This is a genomic window from Glutamicibacter soli (genome assembly GCF_052322135.1).
GTDB classification, from domain to species: domain Bacteria; phylum Actinomycetota; class Actinomycetes; order Actinomycetales; family Micrococcaceae; genus Glutamicibacter; species Glutamicibacter soli.
In genome coordinates this window covers 762,282-778,988 of the sequence record NZ_CM125969.1, presented here as the reverse complement: position 1 = coordinate 778,988, position 16,707 = coordinate 762,282, and the positions used below count along the sequence as shown (strand labels likewise).

Genomic DNA, 16,707 nt, shown 5'->3' with positions numbered 1-16,707 from the left:
CCGTAGGGGCCCTGTTGCCAAGGCAGGTGGTGTGCGAACCCAGGCGCGCGGCTCCCACGATTAGCTCCCCGGTGGTAGTCCACCAAACGCCAGTCACGGGTTCAATTCTATCCAATGCCCAGCCATAGCCCGTGTGACAACCGCCTCACGCGGAATGAAGGTCCTGCGGAACCGGTTACAGGGGTAAGGAGGCAGCAGTGTATTACCAGAACATCGTGATCGGTGCGGGGCAAGCGGGACTGTCCGCCGCATTCCATCTTCAGCGCCGGGGACTGAAGCCCTGGGAGGACTACGTGGTGCTGGATGCCAATCCGGGTCCGGGCGGCGCCTGGCAGCACCGCTGGCGCACGCTGACCCTGAGCAAGACCCACGCGGTGGCATCGCTGCCCGAGTTCCCCTTCGATAACCAGGACCCGACCCGTCCGGCGTCCGAGGTCGTCTCCGAATACTACGGCGCCTACGAGCGGGAGAAGAACCTGCCGGTGCGCCATAATGCCGAGGTCCGCGCGGTCACCCACCAGGACGGCATCTTCACGGTCGAGCTCGCCGACGGAAGCACGCTGCAGGCGCGCAGCATCATCAACGCGACCGGCACCTGGACCAACCCCAACCGGCCAAGCTACCCGGGTCGATTCGACGGCCCGCAGGTGCACACCAACGGCTTCATCGGCCCCGAGCAGTTCGCCGGCCAGCGCGTGCTGGTGGTGGGCGGCGGAGCCAGCGCCACCCAGTTCATCGTGCAGCTGCGCGCTGCCGGCGTGGACACCCTGTGGTCCACCCGATCCGAGCCGGACTGGCGCACGCCGAGCGCCGGCTGGGGCGTCCAGGTGGAGCGCCAGGTCAACGAGCGCACCCGCGCGGGCCTGCCGCCGACCTCCGTGGTGGGCGCCACCGGTCTGATGCTGAACCCGGTGATGCAGGCGGCCATCGATTCCGGCGCGCTGGTTTCCCGTGGAAAGATCGACTTCCTGGGCCCGCACAGCGTGCACTTCCAGGACGGCAGCACCGAGCCAATCGACGCCATCCTCTGGGCCACCGGATTCCGCCATGCGCACGACCACCTGCGCCCATTGCACCTGCACACGCAAGCCGGCGGCATCCTGATCGCCGAGGATTCGGTCAGCGCGGTTGAGCTTCCGGGTATGTACTTCGTCGGCTACGGCGCCTCGGCCTCCACGTTGGGCGCCACTCGCGCCGGTCGCAAGGCTGCGGTGGCAGCCAGCAGGTTCCTGGCGGCAGTTCCGGCATAGTCCGGAACCTCGCCGGCGTATGCGGGGCGGAGCACCTGACCGATTCCCCGCGTATGCCCCGTCTGAAGCCGCTACAAACGCTGGTTCGTCGCTCCACGCACAGCGTCGAACAGGTTCCCAGCCAGGCAAGCCGATGACGCGGCGTAGCTGGATGGCCGTCTGCATTCTGTGCTGTTGTCTTATTTCTGCAAACGATCGACTTTAATTGTTCCCGACTGTAGTCTCCCGAGATGAAAAACCTCAGGAAGGCTAGTGCTTTCTCATTGTTCGTATTCTTGAGCGTTGCCGCAGTTGGCTGCACCGGTCAGGCAGATCCAGCCGGTGAAACGACAACTGGGGCAAGCCCCACTACCGGCAGCGCAAGCCCGGAAAGCGCACCAAAAACTTCCGATATCTTCGAAGCCCAGGCTTCGGTGCTCAAGAACGGCAGCCCGTCATCAGAGATTCGCCAGCAGGTTGCCGGTGCGGGCACCACTTCTTTCGACGTAGAACCGATGCCCCCGGGATACTCCCACCTGGGCGTAGCCGTCCAGTGCTCGGGCACCGGCAAATGGTCTGCCTCCCTCGACGGCGTAGGCGGCAAGGAGGTCTCAAGTGATTGCTCGCTGAACGGCGGAGCCGCAGGGTTGTTTGACATCAGTGACCCGGCTGCCAGCCAAACCGTCACCGTCAAGGTGGCTGATGGCACCGATATCTGGGTGACGATCTTCGCCGATTCGCCTGACGAAGCAGACAAATAGCAGCAACACGGGACGCCGGAAGACGTAACCGTAGGCGTCGAATGTGCACGCAGGGCGTTAGACGGTTAACCTCAATGCATGAACAAGTACACCGTCACCCTGTCCTGCGTAGATCGTCCCGGCATCGTCCATGCCATTTCCGGAGGTCTGCTGGGTGCCGGTTGCAACATCACCGAGTCCCAGCAATACGAGTCCCCCGAGTCCGGAACCTTCTTCATGCGCATCGAGGTGGCAACCGAGCAGTCCCTGGTGCAGGTGCGTGCGGCGTTGGCTCCCATCCGCGACGAGTTCCACATGTCGCTGCGCGTGGACGACACCACCGCACGCACCCGAACGCTGATCATGTGCTCCAAGGCCGGCCATGCGCTGAACGACCTGCTGTTCGCCCAGCGCGCCGGCACCCTGGCCATCGACATCCCGGTCATCGTCTCCAACCACCTGGAGCTGAAGTCCATGGCCGAGTTCTACGGCGTGGACTTCGTCCACCTGCCGGTCACCCCCTCTAACAAGTCCCAGGCCGAGGCCGAGCTGCTGAAGCTGGTTGACGACTACGACATCGAGCTCGTGGTGCTCGCCCGCTACATGCAGATCCTCTCCGATTCGCTGTGCCAGCGCATGGAGGGTCGGGTCATCAACATCCACCACTCGTTCCTGCCGTCCTTCAAGGGAGCCAAGCCCTACCACCAGGCATACGCCCGCGGCGTGAAGCTGATCGGCGCCACCGCCCACTACGTCACCTCGGCTCTGGACGAGGGTCCGATCATCGACCAGGAAGTCACCCAGGTGAGCCACGCGCGCACTCCGGAGCAGCTGGTGGCCCTGGGCCGCAGCGTCGAAGGCCGCACGCTGACCCGCGCCGTGCAGTGGCACGCTGAGCACCGCGTCATGCTGGACGGACAGCGCACCATCGTCTTCTCGTAATAGTCGCAGGGTCCTATCCGCCCCTATTACAGTGGTGCCATGACTCACATTATTACCATCGACGGCCATACGCCGCAGGTCGGCCAGGATGTTTTCACCGCCCCTACCGCCACCCTGAGCGGCGACGTGGTGATGGGCGATCGTTCCAGCGCGTTCTACGGCGTTTCCGTGCGCGGAGACTCGGCGCCGATCCACGTGGGCGAAGGCAGCAACCTGCAGGACAACGTGGTGCTGCACGCCGACACCGGATACCCCTGCACCGTGGGCGCAGGGGTGTCCGTCGGGCACAGCGCAGTGGTCCACGGGGCCACCGTGGGTGACGGCTGCCTGGTGGGAATGAGCGCCACCATCATGAACGGCTCGGTCATCGGCGAGCAGTCGCTGGTGGCCGCCGGAGCCCTGGTGCTTGAAGGCACTCAGGTTCCGCCGCGTTCGCTGGTGGCCGGTGTCCCGGCCAAGGTGCGCCGCGAACTGACCGAGGAAGAGGTCGCCGGACTGAAGAAGAACGCCGACACCTATCTGGGCCTGGCCGCCAAGCATCTGGTCGCCAATTCCTGATCCGCGGCGGGCCGGCTGCCCTATCCGCGTTCCACGGGCAGCCACAGCTCGCAGGTGGCGGTGCTGAAGTCCTCGGACCGCTCAAGCACCGCCACCATGGACGGCCCCTCGCGCAGCAGCCACGGGTTCGACGGGAACCACTGCGTAGCGGTGGAAGCCCAGACGTTCTGCAAGGCCGCAGGGTAGGGTCCCGACGTGCGGAACACCGCCCAGGTCCCGGCGGGAACCATGATGGCATCCAGGTCCTCTGGCACGTTCCCATCCAGCATCGCGACACCGTGCAGGTACGTGAGCTCGGTGCCCTCCCGGTAGTCTGCATCCACATCCGCGCTGACCTGGAGCAGGCCTGCCGGCTCGGTGTTGCCCAACTCCTTGAGCCGGGCATGCTCGCTGACTGGCAACGAGGCGATATGGGCCTGGATCTGCGGGTTGGCCCCTTCGTGGATCAATTGCACACGGGCAGCGTGGCCCACCAGCTTGAATTCCGGGCGTTCAACAATTCGGGCATCCATGGGGACACTCCCTTCGACGGTCAGGCTGAACCTGAGTATTGGTTGGCTTCGAAGGGGGCCGCCATCACGGCGGACATCGCCCGGGCCCGCACCGTGCACCGCACGGAACGCCCGGCCGAAGGCCTCTGCCGAGCCGTAGCCATAGCGCACGGCAAGGCCCAGCAGATCCTGGCCTTCCAGCAAGTCTGCAGCCGCCACCGTCATGCGCCGACGGCGCACATACTCGGACAGCGGCATTCCTGCCAGCGAAGAGAACATGCGGCGCACGTGGTACACGGTGGTACCCGAGCCCGCCAGCAACTGGCCGAAATCAATCTCGGCATCAAGGTGCTGTTCGATCTGCTCCATGAGCCGATTCAGAATTCCGATCATGTTCCCACCCTTCACCATCCACTATCCCGAGGGGAAGCATAGTCACGCCCGACTTTTGCGGTTCGTTCAGATCAGGTCGTCCGATGGCACCAGCTTGCGACAGCAGTCAGTACGGGGCGTATCACTGCACGTTGTGTTGCGTGCCGGTTCCGGCTTTCCCGCGCCGGGGCGGTTCCGCGAGGCATCATGAACTGCAAAATCTGGCACGTGTTGCCATGCCTGCCGCCGCTCGAGCGCTGACCACCGGCGGCCTCACCGTCGCGGCGCTTCCGACACAGGCCGGTTTCTCCAGCCTGCACTCCAGGGAATACAAGACTTCTGATGCCGGTAACACCAAACGCCTTACCATGAATTCATCATGGACTGACGCCAGCCAATGCTTTATCTACTACGCTACTGAAGGCTACGATAATCGGATCGGACCTAAGATGTTGAAATTCTCCGTCACCGTCCGATGCATCGTTTCCCCCTCCATATGGCTACGACCGCAGAGATAGTCGATGACACAGAATTGAGAAACCACACGCGTGGGTACTTTCACAGGCGCTTTCGGGCTGGAAATCTCTGTAACCCTGGCGCTATCTGGCCTGCCGGTAGGGGCCCATTTGACCACCATTCCCGACGGTTATCGATTGATAAACTGGGCCGTCCCATTCGCAGGAGGCATGCGATGCATACCGCCGGTAACACGACCCCCTTCAGCATAGGAGCGGAAGCCAATCACTCCGACGTCATGACGTACCCAACCCAATAGGACCCAACATCAAGCGCGTTCTCATAGACTGCTTGGATGGTGAAGACGTATGAAAAGACGCAAATGGTGGCAGCGCTCGTCGTGACTGCCCTGTCAGCTTTCGGAGCATGGCACTTTTCTGAGCCAGCCCTCACTTCCGTCCCAAAGCTGAATATGCCCGGTGCGATTTTCGTCGGCGTGAAGCATGGATCAGCATCGGCGCCCGTCCGCGTGGATATTGACTTGCGCTTCTACCCTTCTCCGAACCTGACTAAATTCGACATGGTCCTGAAAGGAGATAGCGCCGCTGCTGTGCCGCCAGACCAAGCCGGGGAGCTGATGGTTGGGTTTTGTGGAGCGATGAAGGACGTTCATCTGCGCAAGACGAGCAACGGCGAAGAGCTCAGATTTGCGCCTCCGATACCGCCGACGGATTCGAATCCGAGGGTAAGTGGGATCGGACTCGAATTTTCAATTGATGACGACTGCGTTATGACCCGTATCTGGCCAACGGATTTCCGGGATACGACCATCGGAGAAGCTGGTATGGGCTGGGCTGTGTCTCTCCAAGGCAATACGTCTGCGCCCACTGAAGCCTTTGCGGGATCCCATCACCGCTATGCCTTCCCTCGTATCGCTACCATGACATTGCCCGCTGTCACTGACCTTCTGGACATTCAGTCGGTAGCTACTGAATCTGTGGTCAGCATCCAACCCAGAGATCTCCCAGCCGAGTACGTACCGACCATCTCAAGCCCACAGGTAGTAGACCCGACTGCTCCCACATGGAGGCTTCCCATTCGAAGTGCTGACACCAGCGCGGGATTTCGGTTAGCCGGCATCGACCAGCAAGAGGAGACAAACGTCCAGCGCAAGCTCTTCCTCGCCTCCGCAGCGGCCGGTATCACCGGGGGTGGTTTGATCTGGCTAGTTGGAACCATAGGCCCTGTGTTCAATAAAGTTGTCCAGAACCGACGGAATCGCAGAGCACCTGCAGCAGACGTGGCAGGAGAACTGACGCCGGATCTAGGCAGTAGGACCGATGTCCCGGATTCTTCTGCCTACCCCCGCTTATTCACAGCATCCGCGCTTCTATTCCTTGCTGGATCTACAGTAGCTTGGGCGATCAGGAAACTCAGGCGTTAGCTCCAAGGTGTTGCCACCGCGCAAAGAATGAGAGGTCACTCATGTTCGATGGCACTGGTCGGTGAGCTACGGATTGGCCACGGCGACGGCGTTCTCGGACTTCACGAGGCCGCCAGCGACCGACATGGTGACGAAAATCGGAGCGGCAGGAAGATCAATTACATTAATGATCTCCAGAGTTATGTGCTTCATACACCCACGCTAGGACTACCGAGGGTCCGTTGCGCTCATCCGAACCTCTAACGGCGGATGGCTATGGTGCCCGTAAACCGGTCGCCCTACATGGCTAGCTGGCCGTTCTCAGCGTCCCAGACCTACCCCGGCCTCCGTTGAGGATTGCGGTACCCACGCGAGTGGCTTTCAACGTCATTGGATTCTTCAAGAGACATGAGACCTATTTTCCATGGCGGCATGCTGCAGGACACCTGTGTTCTTGACCAGCAACACAATAGCCAGCAAATCCAGAACGACAACCATCAGCACGGAACCGTGCGCTGCCAACCACATCAATTCCGAGTTCGGAAGCATCTGGCCCGGATCAATACTGGATTCCGATTCCATGCGGCCAATGGCGGCGCTGTCGGCAATCAGCCACAAGGCAAAGAAGGCCAGCACGGTGATGTTCAAACCGACCATGTCCACCGCACCCGCGATGCCAAGTGTTTTCATTGGATTTTGCGACCTGTTCGGCTCCCGGAATGCAGTTGTCATTTTGGTTCCCCAATCACAGTTACCGGAGATCATCGCATTTGGAACCCAGTATTCCGTGCATGGCGCGCACCACAGGAGAGAATTAACTGAGCCGTGCCAACGATTTGCCGTCGACGCGAGCTTTCCGGTGCGGAAGACCACCGGACAATCTTCTGACGGCAGATCAAGCGGTAGCAAAGCTCTGGTGCTGAATACTGCCGGCCCTGGACGCCTTTGCCGCTGCAGCGAACCCGCGTTCCAGGTCGCCCAACAGGTCGTCGGCTTCCTCGATGCCCACCGACAGCCGCACCAGATTCGCAGGGATTTCCAGCGGGGTGCCGATCAACGACGCATGGGTCATTTCCCGCGGATAGCAGACCAGGGATTCCACCCCGCCCAGCGACACCGAGAGCTGGAAGAGCTCCATAGACTCGGCGAAGGCGCGGGCGGCTGCCTCGTCAGCCAACTGCAGCGAGAGGATCCCGCCGAAGTCCCGCTGCTGCCGGGTGGCGAGCTCGTGTCCTGGATGCCCGGGTAGCCCCGGGTAGTAGACACGAGTGACATCCGGCCGGTCCTCCAGCCATCCGGCCAGCGTTGAGGCGGTGGTGCAGTGGCGTTCCATGCGCAGGCCCAGGGTCTTCAGCCCGCGCGAGGCCAGGTAGTTGTCCTGCGGCCCGGACACCGCGCCGCCGGCGAACTGTTGGTAGCCCACGGCCTCGGCCAGCGACTGCCCGCGGTGCAGGTGCTCCCCCACGATCACCGCGCCGCCAAGCACGTCCGAGTGCCCGCCGATGTACTTGGTGGTCGAGTGCACCACCGCGTGCGCGCCGAATTCCAGCGGACGCTGCAGGTACGGGGTGGCGAAGGTGTTGTCCACGACTAGCAGCGCGCCGGCTTCCGCGGCCACGGAGGCCCAGCCTGCCAGATCAGCGATGCCCAGCAGCGGGTTGGAGGGGGTTTCCACCCACAGCAGCGCGGTGTTCGGGCGCAGCGCTGCGCGCACCGCATCGAGGTTGGTGATGTCCACGGCGCTGGCGGTGATGCCCCACTTGTGGTGCAGGCGGGTGATCAGCCGGTTGGTGCCGCCGTAGCCGTCGGCGCCCAGCACGATGTGGTCGCCCGGGGCGAGCAGCGCCCGCAGCAGCGCGTCTTCCGCCGCGATCCCGGAGGCGAAGGAGAAGCCTGCGGCTCCGCCTTCCAAAGCGGTGAGCTGGGTTTCGAACCCGTTGCGGGTCGGGTTGGATCCGCGGGAGTACTCGTGGCCCGCGCGCAGCACGTTGATGCCGTCCTGGATGAAGGTGCTGGTCTGGTAGATCGGAGGGATCACCGCACCGGTGTGCGGATCCTTTTCCTGGCCGGCGTGCACCGCCAGCGTGTTGAAGCCGCTCATGCGAAGCTCTCCTCTCGGGTGGCGGCCTGGGCCGCATTCAGCGCGCGGTCCAGGTCGCGGATCAAGTCTGCGGGGTCTTCCAGTCCTACCGAGATCCGCAGCACCGCGCGGTTCAGGCCCGCGTCGGCCAGCTGCGCTTCGGAGAGCCGGCAGTGGGTCATGGTGGCAGGGTGGGCGATCATGGTGCGGGTGTCGCCGATGTTGGCGGCCAGCACAATCACCTCCAGGCTGTCGATGAACGCGGAGACCAGGGCCTCGTCGTGCAGTTCCACCGCCAGCACGCTGCCGGTGCCGCGCGGGAAGAAGCGTTTGGCCCGCTCAAAGTGCGGGTGCCCGGGCCGGCTGGGGTGGTGCACCTGCGCCACCGCGGGGTGCGCCTGCAGGAAGTTTGCCAACAGCAGCAGGTTCTGCTGCGCCGCGGCGGTGCGCACGGACAGCGTCTCGATGCCTGTCAGGATGCCATGGGCGCTGGCCGCCGGCAGGGTCGGGCCCAAGTCATGCAGGAACTTGGAACGCACCAGCATGGAATAGGCTCCGGCCCCGTAGCGTTCGAGCAGCGAGGTGCCGGCGTAGCGGGCCCGCGGCGCGGCGACCTGCGCCCAGCGGACCGGGTCCGAGAAGTCGAAGGTCCCGGAGTCCACGACCACGCCGCCGAGCACCTGGCCGTGGCCGGCCAGGGCCTTGGTGGCCGAATGCACCACGATGTCCGCGCCGTGCAGCAGCGGCCGGAAGTTTGCAGGGGTGGCCAGTGTGTTGTCCACGACCACCGGGATGTTGTGGCGGTGGGCGATCTCGCTGAGCGCCGGCAAATCCGGCAGCGTGGACAGCGGGTTGGTGACCGATTCAAGGAAAAACGCGCGGGTGTCTTCCTCGATGGCGGCCTCCCATGCCGCCGGGTCATCCGGGTCCACGAAGCTGATGCGGATGCCGAAGTCGTTGAATGAATCGGTGAGCAGGTCCACGGTGCCGCCGTACAGCTGGCTGGAGGCGATGATGTGCTTGGGTCCCTGGGTTAGCGCCAGCAGCGCCAGCGCCACGGCAGCCTGGCCGGTGGCGGTGGCCACCGCGTTGGCTCCGGCTTCCAATGCGGCGGCGCGCTGCTCGAAGACCGACACCGTGGGGTTCCCGGTGCGCGAATAGGTGAAGCCCGACTGGCGCAGCGCGAACTTCTCCACCGCATCGGCGTGCGAGGGAAATTCGTAGGCCGCGGAGGAATACAGCGGCACGGTCAGCGGTCGGTAGTCCCCGCTCGGGGTGTATCCGGCGTGGATCGCCGCGGTTGACTGCTGTGCGAGGTCTCGTGGCTGGGCCATGGCAGTACTCCTTCTCGTTGTGTAGTCCACGAGAGAGTGCACCGAACACGGTGCCGCGCACCGCCGGTGCCAGGCCGATTGCCGGCCTGGACATCACGGTACGAGGCACAGCGCCGCGGTTTATAACGCGGCTCGGAGCTGCTCCATCGTTCCTGGCATTAGCACCTTTCGGTTTCCCGATGGTTGCTGCGACGTCGACGAGCCAGATCTCTTAGTCGCTCTAGATGGGTAAGTAGTTCCATGGTTGGCCACCGGTGCCGGCAGGCGCAAGCGGGGGCGCGGCCGGCGCTTAATGCAGTGCCGCGGCCCGTCATATGTCGCGGTTTCGTCATGCTGGGCCATGCCCCGTATGGCCCATGTGACGCGCTAAATGGGGCAAAAACCCCTGAATTCCGGGAATTATGGGCTTATATGTGTCGCGTGAGGACGAATTGAAGACTCACTATGACGTTTCAGCCCAGCAAGTGAACGCCGAACTCGGAGACCACCGAGCGTACTTCCTCAAGGTAGCGCTGGGCCTGTTCGGTCAGCGGGATCGCAGCGTGGTCGATCCAGCCGATCTCGATCCGCTCGTCGATATCCAGCGGGATGGCAACGATGGACGGGTCCAGCTCGTCGCTGATGATGCCGGTGGAGATCGTGTACCCGCCTAGGCCGATCATGAGGTTGAAGATGGTCGCGCGGTCCGAGACCCTGATCTCGCGCTTGCTGGAGAGGGTGGAGAGGATTTCCTCGGCGAAGTAGAACGAGTTGTTCGCGCCCTGGTCGAAGGTCAGCCGGGGCAGGTCCTCGAGGTCCTCCAGGGTGGCGCGCCGGCGGGATGCCAGCGGGTTGGTGCGCGAGATGAAGATGTGCGGATCTGCAAGGAACAGCGGGTGGAACACCAGCCGGGATTCGCGCAGCAGCTTGTCGATGACCTTGCGGTTGAAGTCGTTGCGGTAGAGGATACCTATTTCGCTGCGCAGCGTGCGCACGTCCTCGATGATCTCCTCAGTGCGGGTCTCGCGCAGCGAGAACTCGTACTCCTCGGCCCCGCTGGCCTGGACCATGCGCACGAACGCATCCACGGAGAACGAGTAGTGCTGGGTCGAAATGCCCAGCAGGCGGCGGGAAGGCGGGCGGCCCAGGTAGCGATGCTCCAGCAGCTGCACCTGTTCGAGCACCTGGCGGGCATAGCCCAGGAATTCAGCGCCCTCGACGGTGAGCGTCACGCCCTTGGCTGAACGCACCAGCAGCGTGCGCCCCAGGCGTGCTTCGAGCTCCTTCATCGCGGCAGACATGCTCGGCTGGGCCACGTAGAGCAGGTCAGCGGCCGCGGAGATCGAGCCCTCGGTCGCGACCGTGGTGAAGTAGCGAAGCTGTTGCAGCGTCAAGCCGCTTGCCTTTTGAACCATAGGCTGAGTCTATATCAATCCATAGTTAGCCCCAGTTACCCGATATCGAAAAAGGCCCTGCATGATTGAGGCATCCACTTGATTCAGGCCTGTCCAGGCCCATGAGCAACAGATTGGCCGCCATGGCAGACGCATTGACCTTCAGCATTTCCAGCACCGATTTCAACCAGGACTACACTCCAGCCGAGAGTTCGCGCATCACCACGAATTTCGCGAATCTGGCCCGCGGCGAGAACCGCCGGGAGAACCTGGGCAACGCGCTGACGATGATCGACCTGCGCCTGAATTCCCTGATGCACTGGGACAATCCGGACGGCGAGCGCTTCACGCTGAAGCTGGAAATCATCTCCGCCAACGTGCACTTCGACTCGGCACAGGGGGCGCAGGACTTCCCGCTGCTGGAGGTGTTGAACACCAGCATCCTGGACCGCTACACCGGGACGAGCACCCACGGCATCGTGGGCAATAATTTCTCTTCCTATGTGCGGGACTACGACTTCAGCGTGCTGCTGCCGGCAACTGCCGACGCCTCGGGCAAACCGGTGGTCCCGGAGGACTTCGGGGAGCTGCACGGCCGGCTTTTCCAGCACTTCCTTGACTCGGAAGCCTACCGCCAGCGCTTCGAGCAGCTGCCGGTGATCTGCATCAGCGTCTCCACCTCCAAGACCTACCGCCGCACCGGCAACAGCCACCCGGTGCTGGGCCTGGAATACCAGCAGGACGACTACTCCCTGACCGACGAGTACTTCGCGAAGATGGGCCTGCGCGTGCGCTACTTCATGCCCGCCGGCTCCGTCGCGCCGCTGGCCTTCTATTTCCGGGGCGACCTGCTGAACGACTACACCAACCTGCAGCTGGCCAGCACGATTGCCACCATGGAGACCTTCCAGAAGATCTACCGCCCGGAGATCTACAACGCGAACTCCCCGGCCCCGGCGGTCTACCGTCCGAGCCTGGAGGTGCAGGACTTCTCCCGCACGTTGGTCTCCTATGACCGCGAGGAACGCACCCGCCTGGGCGCGAGCCAGGGCAAGTACACCGAAGAACACTTCATCACCCCGAACCGCGCACTGCTCGAAGAGTGGGCCGCCGGCTACGCCGTCCCCGCCGCCTAAGCGCCCCTGAACACCTCACGAATTCAAAGGACCAGTTATGACCAACACCCTGCTTCCCACCTCCATCGTCGGCTCCCTGCCCAAGCCTTCGTGGCTCTCGGAAACCGAGACCCTGTGGTCGCCGTGGAAGCTTGAGGGGGCGGTGCTGCCCGAGGGCAAGCAGGACGCGATGCGCGCCGCGGTGCTGGAGCAGACCCGGCGCGGGATCGACATCATTTCCGACGGCGAGCAGACCCGCCAGCACTTCGTCACCACCTTCATTGAGCACCTGTCAGGCGTTGACTTCGAGAACAAGCAGACGGTGCTGATCCGCGACCGCTATGAGGCCAGCGTGCCCAGCGTGGTCGGCGCGGTGGAGCGCAAGGCCCCGGTCTTTCTGCAGGATGCGAAGTTCCTGCGCACCCTGACCGACCGCCAGATCAAGTGGACCCTGCCCGGCCCGATGACCATGGTGGACACCCTGCACGACGGCTACTACGGCAGCCGCGAGAAGCTGGCCTGGGAGTTCGCGGCCATCTTGAACCAGGAGGCCAAGGAACTGGAAGCCGCGGGCGTGGATGTCATCCAATTCGACGAGCCGGCGTTCAACGTGTTCTTCGACGAGGTGGCCGACTGGGGCGTGGCAGCGCTGGAGCGCGCCTGCGAGGGCCTGAAGGCCGAGACCGTGGCGCATATTTGTTTCGGCTACGGCATCAAGGCGAACAACGACTGGAAGGCGACCTTGGGCACCCAATGGCGCCATTACGAGAAGTCCTTCCCGTTGCTGCAGCGCTCCTCCATCGACACCATTTCCCTGGAATCCCACCACTCGAACGTCCCGGTGGAGGTCGTGGAGCTGGTGCGCGGCAAGCGGGTCATGCTCGGCGCCATCGACGTGGCGAATCAGCAGGTCGAGACCCCTGACGAGGTGGCGGAAACCCTGCGCAAGGCGCTGGCGTACATGGATGCTGACAAGCTCATCCCGAGCACCAATTGCGGCATGGCGCCGTTCCCCCGTGATGTGGCACTGGCCAAGCTAAGTGCGCTAAGCGCCGGGGCCGCTGTGCTGCGCGAGGAGCTTGTCGGCGCCCGCGTCTAAAATCGCAGTGGCGGAGCCGTCGCTGCCCCCGCGGAAGACTTCAAGGCGCTCTTTCGCGGGCGCTCCGGCGGCATCGTGCTGATTACCACCGATGCAGGACAGAGCCCGGTGGCGCTGACCAAGTCGTCGGTGACATCGGTGAGCGCGCAGCTGCCGTTGCAATTGTTATCAGTGGCTCGATTCTCTTCATCGTCTGCAGTGCTCTTCATTGGCCATTGCTTCATCGTGCATTTTCTTTATATGTGGGACGTAGAGGAAACGCAACTGAGCGCAACCAGCGGCATCGGCTGCTTCGCCCAGGCACAGATTTGAACATAACTGAGTAGCGCCGAATCTGTGTTAGATCGCGTACGCGCATTGCTGTGCTGCGAAATCGTCAAACATATTCAGGCAAGAGAACCTACGGTGTTCATTGCCTGCGCCATCAAATCCGACTTTGCCCGCAATCAAGCATCGCGAGAGGCCGGCGATGCATTGGACTTCCACGACTAGACGTGACGCCACCTGGGAGATCATTCCGTCATCGACAGCGGGATGACCAAATAGCGCAATCAGTATCCCCTAACACTGTCCTAGAAAATCCTCGTGTCTGCGGAGATCTTGCGTATGAACCGTCGCAAAAATAATGCCGCTAAATAACTAACGGCATGATTTCCGGGACGGTTCAGAACACCGCTATCCCCACCAGCAAGTGGATGCCGTGGTGGCGTCCGCCTGAGAGCTTACCAATGCTGGAACACATCACGATGGACAGCGGTGGGAAGGAACGGGCTGCGGTGTCCCGCAGAGCGTTCCTTTTGCAGGACATCAAAAACGGTCGTTTATGACACATCCATCCGTCGGCTTCGCCGAAAATTTTCAACAGCTGAAAACTCAACAGATTTTTAGGTGCGTTTCGTCGCAAAACCCAATGCCATAAACTATGCATCGAAACAGTGACCATTGCACGAGTATTGATACATTTATACGCATGGGACACCTCCTCGGATACGCCAGAGTCTCTACTGGTGACCAAGACGCACAACTCCAACACGACGCACTCACTGCAGCGGGCTGCTATCGCGTCTTTACTGACACCGCCTCCGGCGCCCTCGAGTCACGGCCAGAGCTTGATAAGCTCCTGGACCAGATTCGCCCTGGTGACACTCTCGTGGTCTGGCGCCTGGACCGTCTCGGCCGCTCCATCCGGCACCTGATCAACCACATGGATTCGCTTCAACAACAAGGAATCGAGTTCAAGTCCTTGCAGGAGAACATCGACACAAGCTCCTCCGGCGGCCGACTCGTTTTCAACATCTTCGCGTCTCTCGCCGAATTCGAACGAGACCTCATCCGCGAACGTACAAATGCGGGACTGCAAGCAGCTCGTGCCCGCGGGCGCACTGGAGGCCGTCCGCCCTCCCTATCCTCCGATAAGTTGCGCACTGCCAAAAGACTCTACGAACAGAAGGACATGACTGTGGCGCAGATCGGTGAAGTGCTCGGCGTCAGCCGTAGTACCGTGTACCGAGCGCTGAGAAAGATCACTTCTTAAGAAATGGAACGCGCTAGTTAAGGCATCTAGTTTCGAGCAATCCTGCGTGAACTGTCCCAGAAATTATGCCGGCAGTAAATTGGCGACATCATTTCTGGAATGGTTCAGCATAGGCATCCTTTGTAAATAATTAATCTTTCCTTCTAACGACGAGAGGCATACTCCCCCGCATGGTGTCAAATGATGATCAACAGTTTCAGAAGGCCGAAGAAACACTCAGGAGGTTCGTCCTCAGAGCAAGACGCATTGCTGCGCATTCCTTAGCAAAAGAACCGCGCGAACTTGAAACGCTCGCAAATCCTAAGATGTCTGGGAAGATCAACCTTGACGGAACAATCGAACTCCGACGAAAACTCCCGGACGAGGAAATCTTCGAGTCCTTAGCTTCCCGGATTAGACCTCTTCTCCTAAAAACCGAATCGATCCACTATGTCGAAGTGCTCAAAGCAATCGAGGCTGTCATACGGCGGCGCGAAAAAGCACAAACCAATTCGGATGCGCTTCGTGAAAAATACACGGTCTTAGGTAACGCCTGGGGGCAATTTAACGAAGCGGAACCGATAGCACTGCGATATTCAACCCAGATGGCAAGGAAAGACGGTAGCGAATCTACGCCTGAAGTCTCCGACAGCCAGTTAGCCTTAGCGTGGCTTTATGGCGACCTCGTACATGTTGATGTCAGAGGAAAAAAGGCTCCAGGAACTCTCCTACCTATTAAAGAACGTTACTCAGCAGCAGTATCCTACTTTTCCTCTGTAGCCATTTTGTGCGCTAGGACAATGGAGCTCGTCTCCGAGCTGGCGGATCTCGGCGCCTTAGAGTTACCTCAAGAAACTACCTCTACAGACGTCGTTGTAGGCACTAAAGAAATCGTTGAAACTGGGACAGCGCATTTCGCACCAATTGGTACTGAGATGCCGAGAATTGATGTATTAGATCAGCAGTTCCCCGAGGACTTCCGACAGTTCACCGTCACTGAGATGCTTCGCTTAGACGACCGGAACCACGTTAAACTCCAAATTGAATCCTCAGACGGATCACTGGTAACAGAATACGATGCGGCGGTCACTCACCGCGGAACGCACGAAGAGCGCATGGAGTGGCATGTTCTTGTAGCGGGCTGTATCGAGTACCGGTTCACTTTCCGAATCGAAGGCGACGTCGCATGCGACCTGCAACTGGAGACTAAAGTTTTAACATTAGCCACAAACAAGATGGTATTGGACAAATACCTATTTGAGAGAGCTTGCAAGCAAGGTAGTTTGTTGCAATTCAAAGTCCTTGAAAGAGATTTTATAGCTCTCAAGCTGGAGGATCACTCTAGTGATAACATCCAGGATCTGGATATCAGTATTGGATTTTTGCAAGATCTAGTCACTATTGAGCAGATCACCTCGGAACATCTGTTAATACCTAATGATCCTGCCACGATCCGAGAGATCGTGGAACTACGACAGATGAGGCTGCTGTGGGAAGGGAACGTCGTCCCGCTTAGACGCGGCACGATAAAAATAACAGCACTTGCGGACCAAACCCCTCAGTACGTCCTAGCACCTGCAGGAACCCGAACAATTGGTGGCACCTCATACCCCACTCCTCAATTTGTGGTAACACACCCATTGATGAAACCCACCTCAGTGGAACCAATACCCCATACCGAGCCACCCCAAGATTCGATCACAATGAATATTCCTACCGAAGAACCATTTGTTGCCTGGGTACCAGAGAAGAAAGACGTAACCACCCACTCCGATCTGCAGCGACCAGTTACCTTAGATTTGCCACAGCACGATCTAACCTATCTATTTGGAACGTGGAAAACCGAGAATGGCATTTCTATCCCGTAGGCCGGCTAGTTCCGCGGCTAGCTGCAGCTTCTCCCTCGCACGATTGGTCCAAAATTACTTGGAATAAGTTTCTAAACCAGCCGTCTTAAAATTACCCGAGCATCTTGGCGGGTG

The 16,707-nt window shown here is 60.9% G+C and carries 17 protein-coding genes and 2 riboswitches; of the genes, 10 read left to right on the top strand and 7 right to left on the bottom strand.

Annotation, left to right across the window (positions count from 1 at the left end; genetic code table 11):
- Positions 1 to 30: 30 nt before the first annotated feature.
- Positions 31 to 107: riboswitch (ZMP/ZTP riboswitch) on the bottom strand.
- Between the two features lie 90 nt (positions 108 to 197).
- The 4 genes from ACTX90_RS03745 to ACTX90_RS03730 all read left to right on the top strand — a co-directional run bounded on the left by ACTX90_RS03745 (position 198) and on the right by ACTX90_RS03730 (position 3,469).
- Positions 198 to 1,250, top strand: coding sequence for a flavin-containing monooxygenase (locus tag ACTX90_RS03745; RefSeq protein WP_443443148.1), 1,053 nt, complete (start codon positions 198 to 200; stop codon positions 1,248 to 1,250).
- 230 nt (positions 1,251 to 1,480) lie between these two features.
- Positions 1,481 to 1,990: a hypothetical protein gene (locus ACTX90_RS03740; RefSeq protein WP_443443147.1), complete on the top strand. Its 510-nt coding sequence runs from the start codon at positions 1,481 to 1,483 to the stop codon at positions 1,988 to 1,990.
- 78 nt (positions 1,991 to 2,068) lie between these two features.
- The gene (gene purU, locus ACTX90_RS03735) at positions 2,069 to 2,911 is read left to right on the top strand and encodes a formyltetrahydrofolate deformylase (protein ID WP_443443145.1); all 843 of its coding nucleotides are present in this window, start codon (positions 2,069 to 2,071) and stop codon (positions 2,909 to 2,911) included.
- 39 nt (positions 2,912 to 2,950) lie between these two features.
- Positions 2,951 to 3,469: a gamma carbonic anhydrase family protein gene (locus ACTX90_RS03730; protein WP_443443143.1), complete on the top strand. Its 519-nt coding sequence runs from the start codon at positions 2,951 to 2,953 to the stop codon at positions 3,467 to 3,469.
- Positions 3,470 to 3,489: 20 nt separating this feature from the next.
- Here the strand turns inward: ACTX90_RS03730 and ACTX90_RS03725 are convergent, their stop codons facing one another.
- Entirely contained in the window at positions 3,490 to 4,353 is an 864-nt protein-coding gene (locus tag ACTX90_RS03725) for a GyrI-like domain-containing protein (RefSeq protein ID WP_443443141.1), read from the bottom strand.
- A 790-nt stretch (positions 4,354 to 5,143) separates the two neighbouring features.
- On the opposite strand from ACTX90_RS03725, the gene ACTX90_RS03720 reads away from it, so the two are divergent.
- Positions 5,144 to 6,232, top strand: coding sequence for a hypothetical protein (locus tag ACTX90_RS03720; RefSeq protein ID WP_152666787.1), 1,089 nt, complete (start codon positions 5,144 to 5,146; stop codon positions 6,230 to 6,232).
- 66 nt (positions 6,233 to 6,298) lie between these two features.
- Here the strand turns inward: ACTX90_RS03720 and ACTX90_RS03715 are convergent, their stop codons facing one another.
- From ACTX90_RS03715 to ACTX90_RS03695, 5 genes are all read right to left on the bottom strand, one after another.
- Positions 6,299 to 6,424: a hypothetical protein gene (locus tag ACTX90_RS03715; protein WP_286158850.1), complete on the bottom strand. Its 126-nt coding sequence runs from the start codon at positions 6,422 to 6,424 to the stop codon at positions 6,299 to 6,301.
- A gap of 186 nt (positions 6,425 to 6,610) precedes the next feature.
- Positions 6,611 to 6,943, bottom strand: coding sequence for a hypothetical protein (locus ACTX90_RS03710; protein WP_147407226.1), 333 nt, complete (start codon positions 6,941 to 6,943; stop codon positions 6,611 to 6,613).
- 163 nt (positions 6,944 to 7,106) lie between these two features.
- Positions 7,107 to 8,312 carry a cystathionine gamma-synthase gene (locus tag ACTX90_RS03705; RefSeq protein WP_047118385.1) on the bottom strand — a complete coding sequence of 402 codons (1,206 nt, stop codon included), beginning with the start codon at positions 8,310 to 8,312 and terminating at the stop codon, positions 7,107 to 7,109.
- Positions 8,309 to 9,625 carry an O-acetylhomoserine aminocarboxypropyltransferase/cysteine synthase family protein gene (locus ACTX90_RS03700; protein ID WP_047118384.1) on the bottom strand — a complete coding sequence of 439 codons (1,317 nt, stop codon included), beginning with the start codon at positions 9,623 to 9,625 and terminating at the stop codon, positions 8,309 to 8,311. The genes ACTX90_RS03705 and ACTX90_RS03700 overlap by 4 nt, the downstream gene beginning before the upstream one ends.
- A 140-nt stretch (positions 9,626 to 9,765) precedes the next feature.
- Positions 9,766 to 9,856, bottom strand: a riboswitch (SAM riboswitch).
- Between the two features lie 221 nt (positions 9,857 to 10,077).
- Positions 10,078 to 11,019, bottom strand: coding sequence for a LysR family transcriptional regulator (locus ACTX90_RS03695; RefSeq protein WP_047118383.1), 942 nt, complete (start codon positions 11,017 to 11,019; stop codon positions 10,078 to 10,080).
- 122 nt (positions 11,020 to 11,141) lie between these two features.
- Between ACTX90_RS03695 and ACTX90_RS03690 the strand changes: the two genes are divergently transcribed.
- From ACTX90_RS03690 to ACTX90_RS03680, 3 genes are all read left to right on the top strand, one after another.
- The gene (locus ACTX90_RS03690; protein ID WP_443443977.1) at positions 11,142 to 12,134 is read left to right on the top strand and encodes a putative oxygenase MesX; all 993 of its coding nucleotides are present in this window, start codon (positions 11,142 to 11,144) and stop codon (positions 12,132 to 12,134) included.
- Between the two features lie 37 nt (positions 12,135 to 12,171).
- Positions 12,172 to 13,212, top strand: coding sequence for a methionine synthase (locus ACTX90_RS03685; protein WP_047118382.1), 1,041 nt, complete (start codon positions 12,172 to 12,174; stop codon positions 13,210 to 13,212).
- A gap of 75 nt (positions 13,213 to 13,287) precedes the next feature.
- Positions 13,288 to 13,524 carry a flavin reductase family protein gene (locus ACTX90_RS03680; protein WP_052772258.1) on the top strand — a complete coding sequence of 79 codons (237 nt, stop codon included), beginning with the start codon at positions 13,288 to 13,290 and terminating at the stop codon, positions 13,522 to 13,524.
- Positions 13,525 to 13,876: 352 nt separating this feature from the next.
- On the opposite strand, the gene ACTX90_RS03675 is transcribed toward ACTX90_RS03680, so the two are convergent.
- Entirely contained in the window at positions 13,877 to 14,155 is a 279-nt protein-coding gene (locus ACTX90_RS03675) for a hypothetical protein (RefSeq protein ID WP_152666786.1), read from the bottom strand.
- A 27-nt stretch (positions 14,156 to 14,182) separates the two neighbouring features.
- Between ACTX90_RS03675 and ACTX90_RS03670 the strand changes: the two genes are divergently transcribed.
- Together ACTX90_RS03670 and ACTX90_RS03665 are read left to right on the top strand one after the other, a co-directional pair.
- The gene (locus ACTX90_RS03670) at positions 14,183 to 14,746 is read left to right on the top strand and encodes a recombinase family protein (protein WP_047118381.1); all 564 of its coding nucleotides are present in this window, start codon (positions 14,183 to 14,185) and stop codon (positions 14,744 to 14,746) included.
- Between the two features lie 170 nt (positions 14,747 to 14,916).
- Positions 14,917 to 16,593 (top strand): hypothetical protein, encoded by a 1,677-nt coding sequence (locus tag ACTX90_RS03665; protein ID WP_152666785.1) that lies wholly within the window; start codon positions 14,917 to 14,919, stop codon positions 16,591 to 16,593.
- Positions 16,594 to 16,707 lie beyond the last annotated feature (114 nt).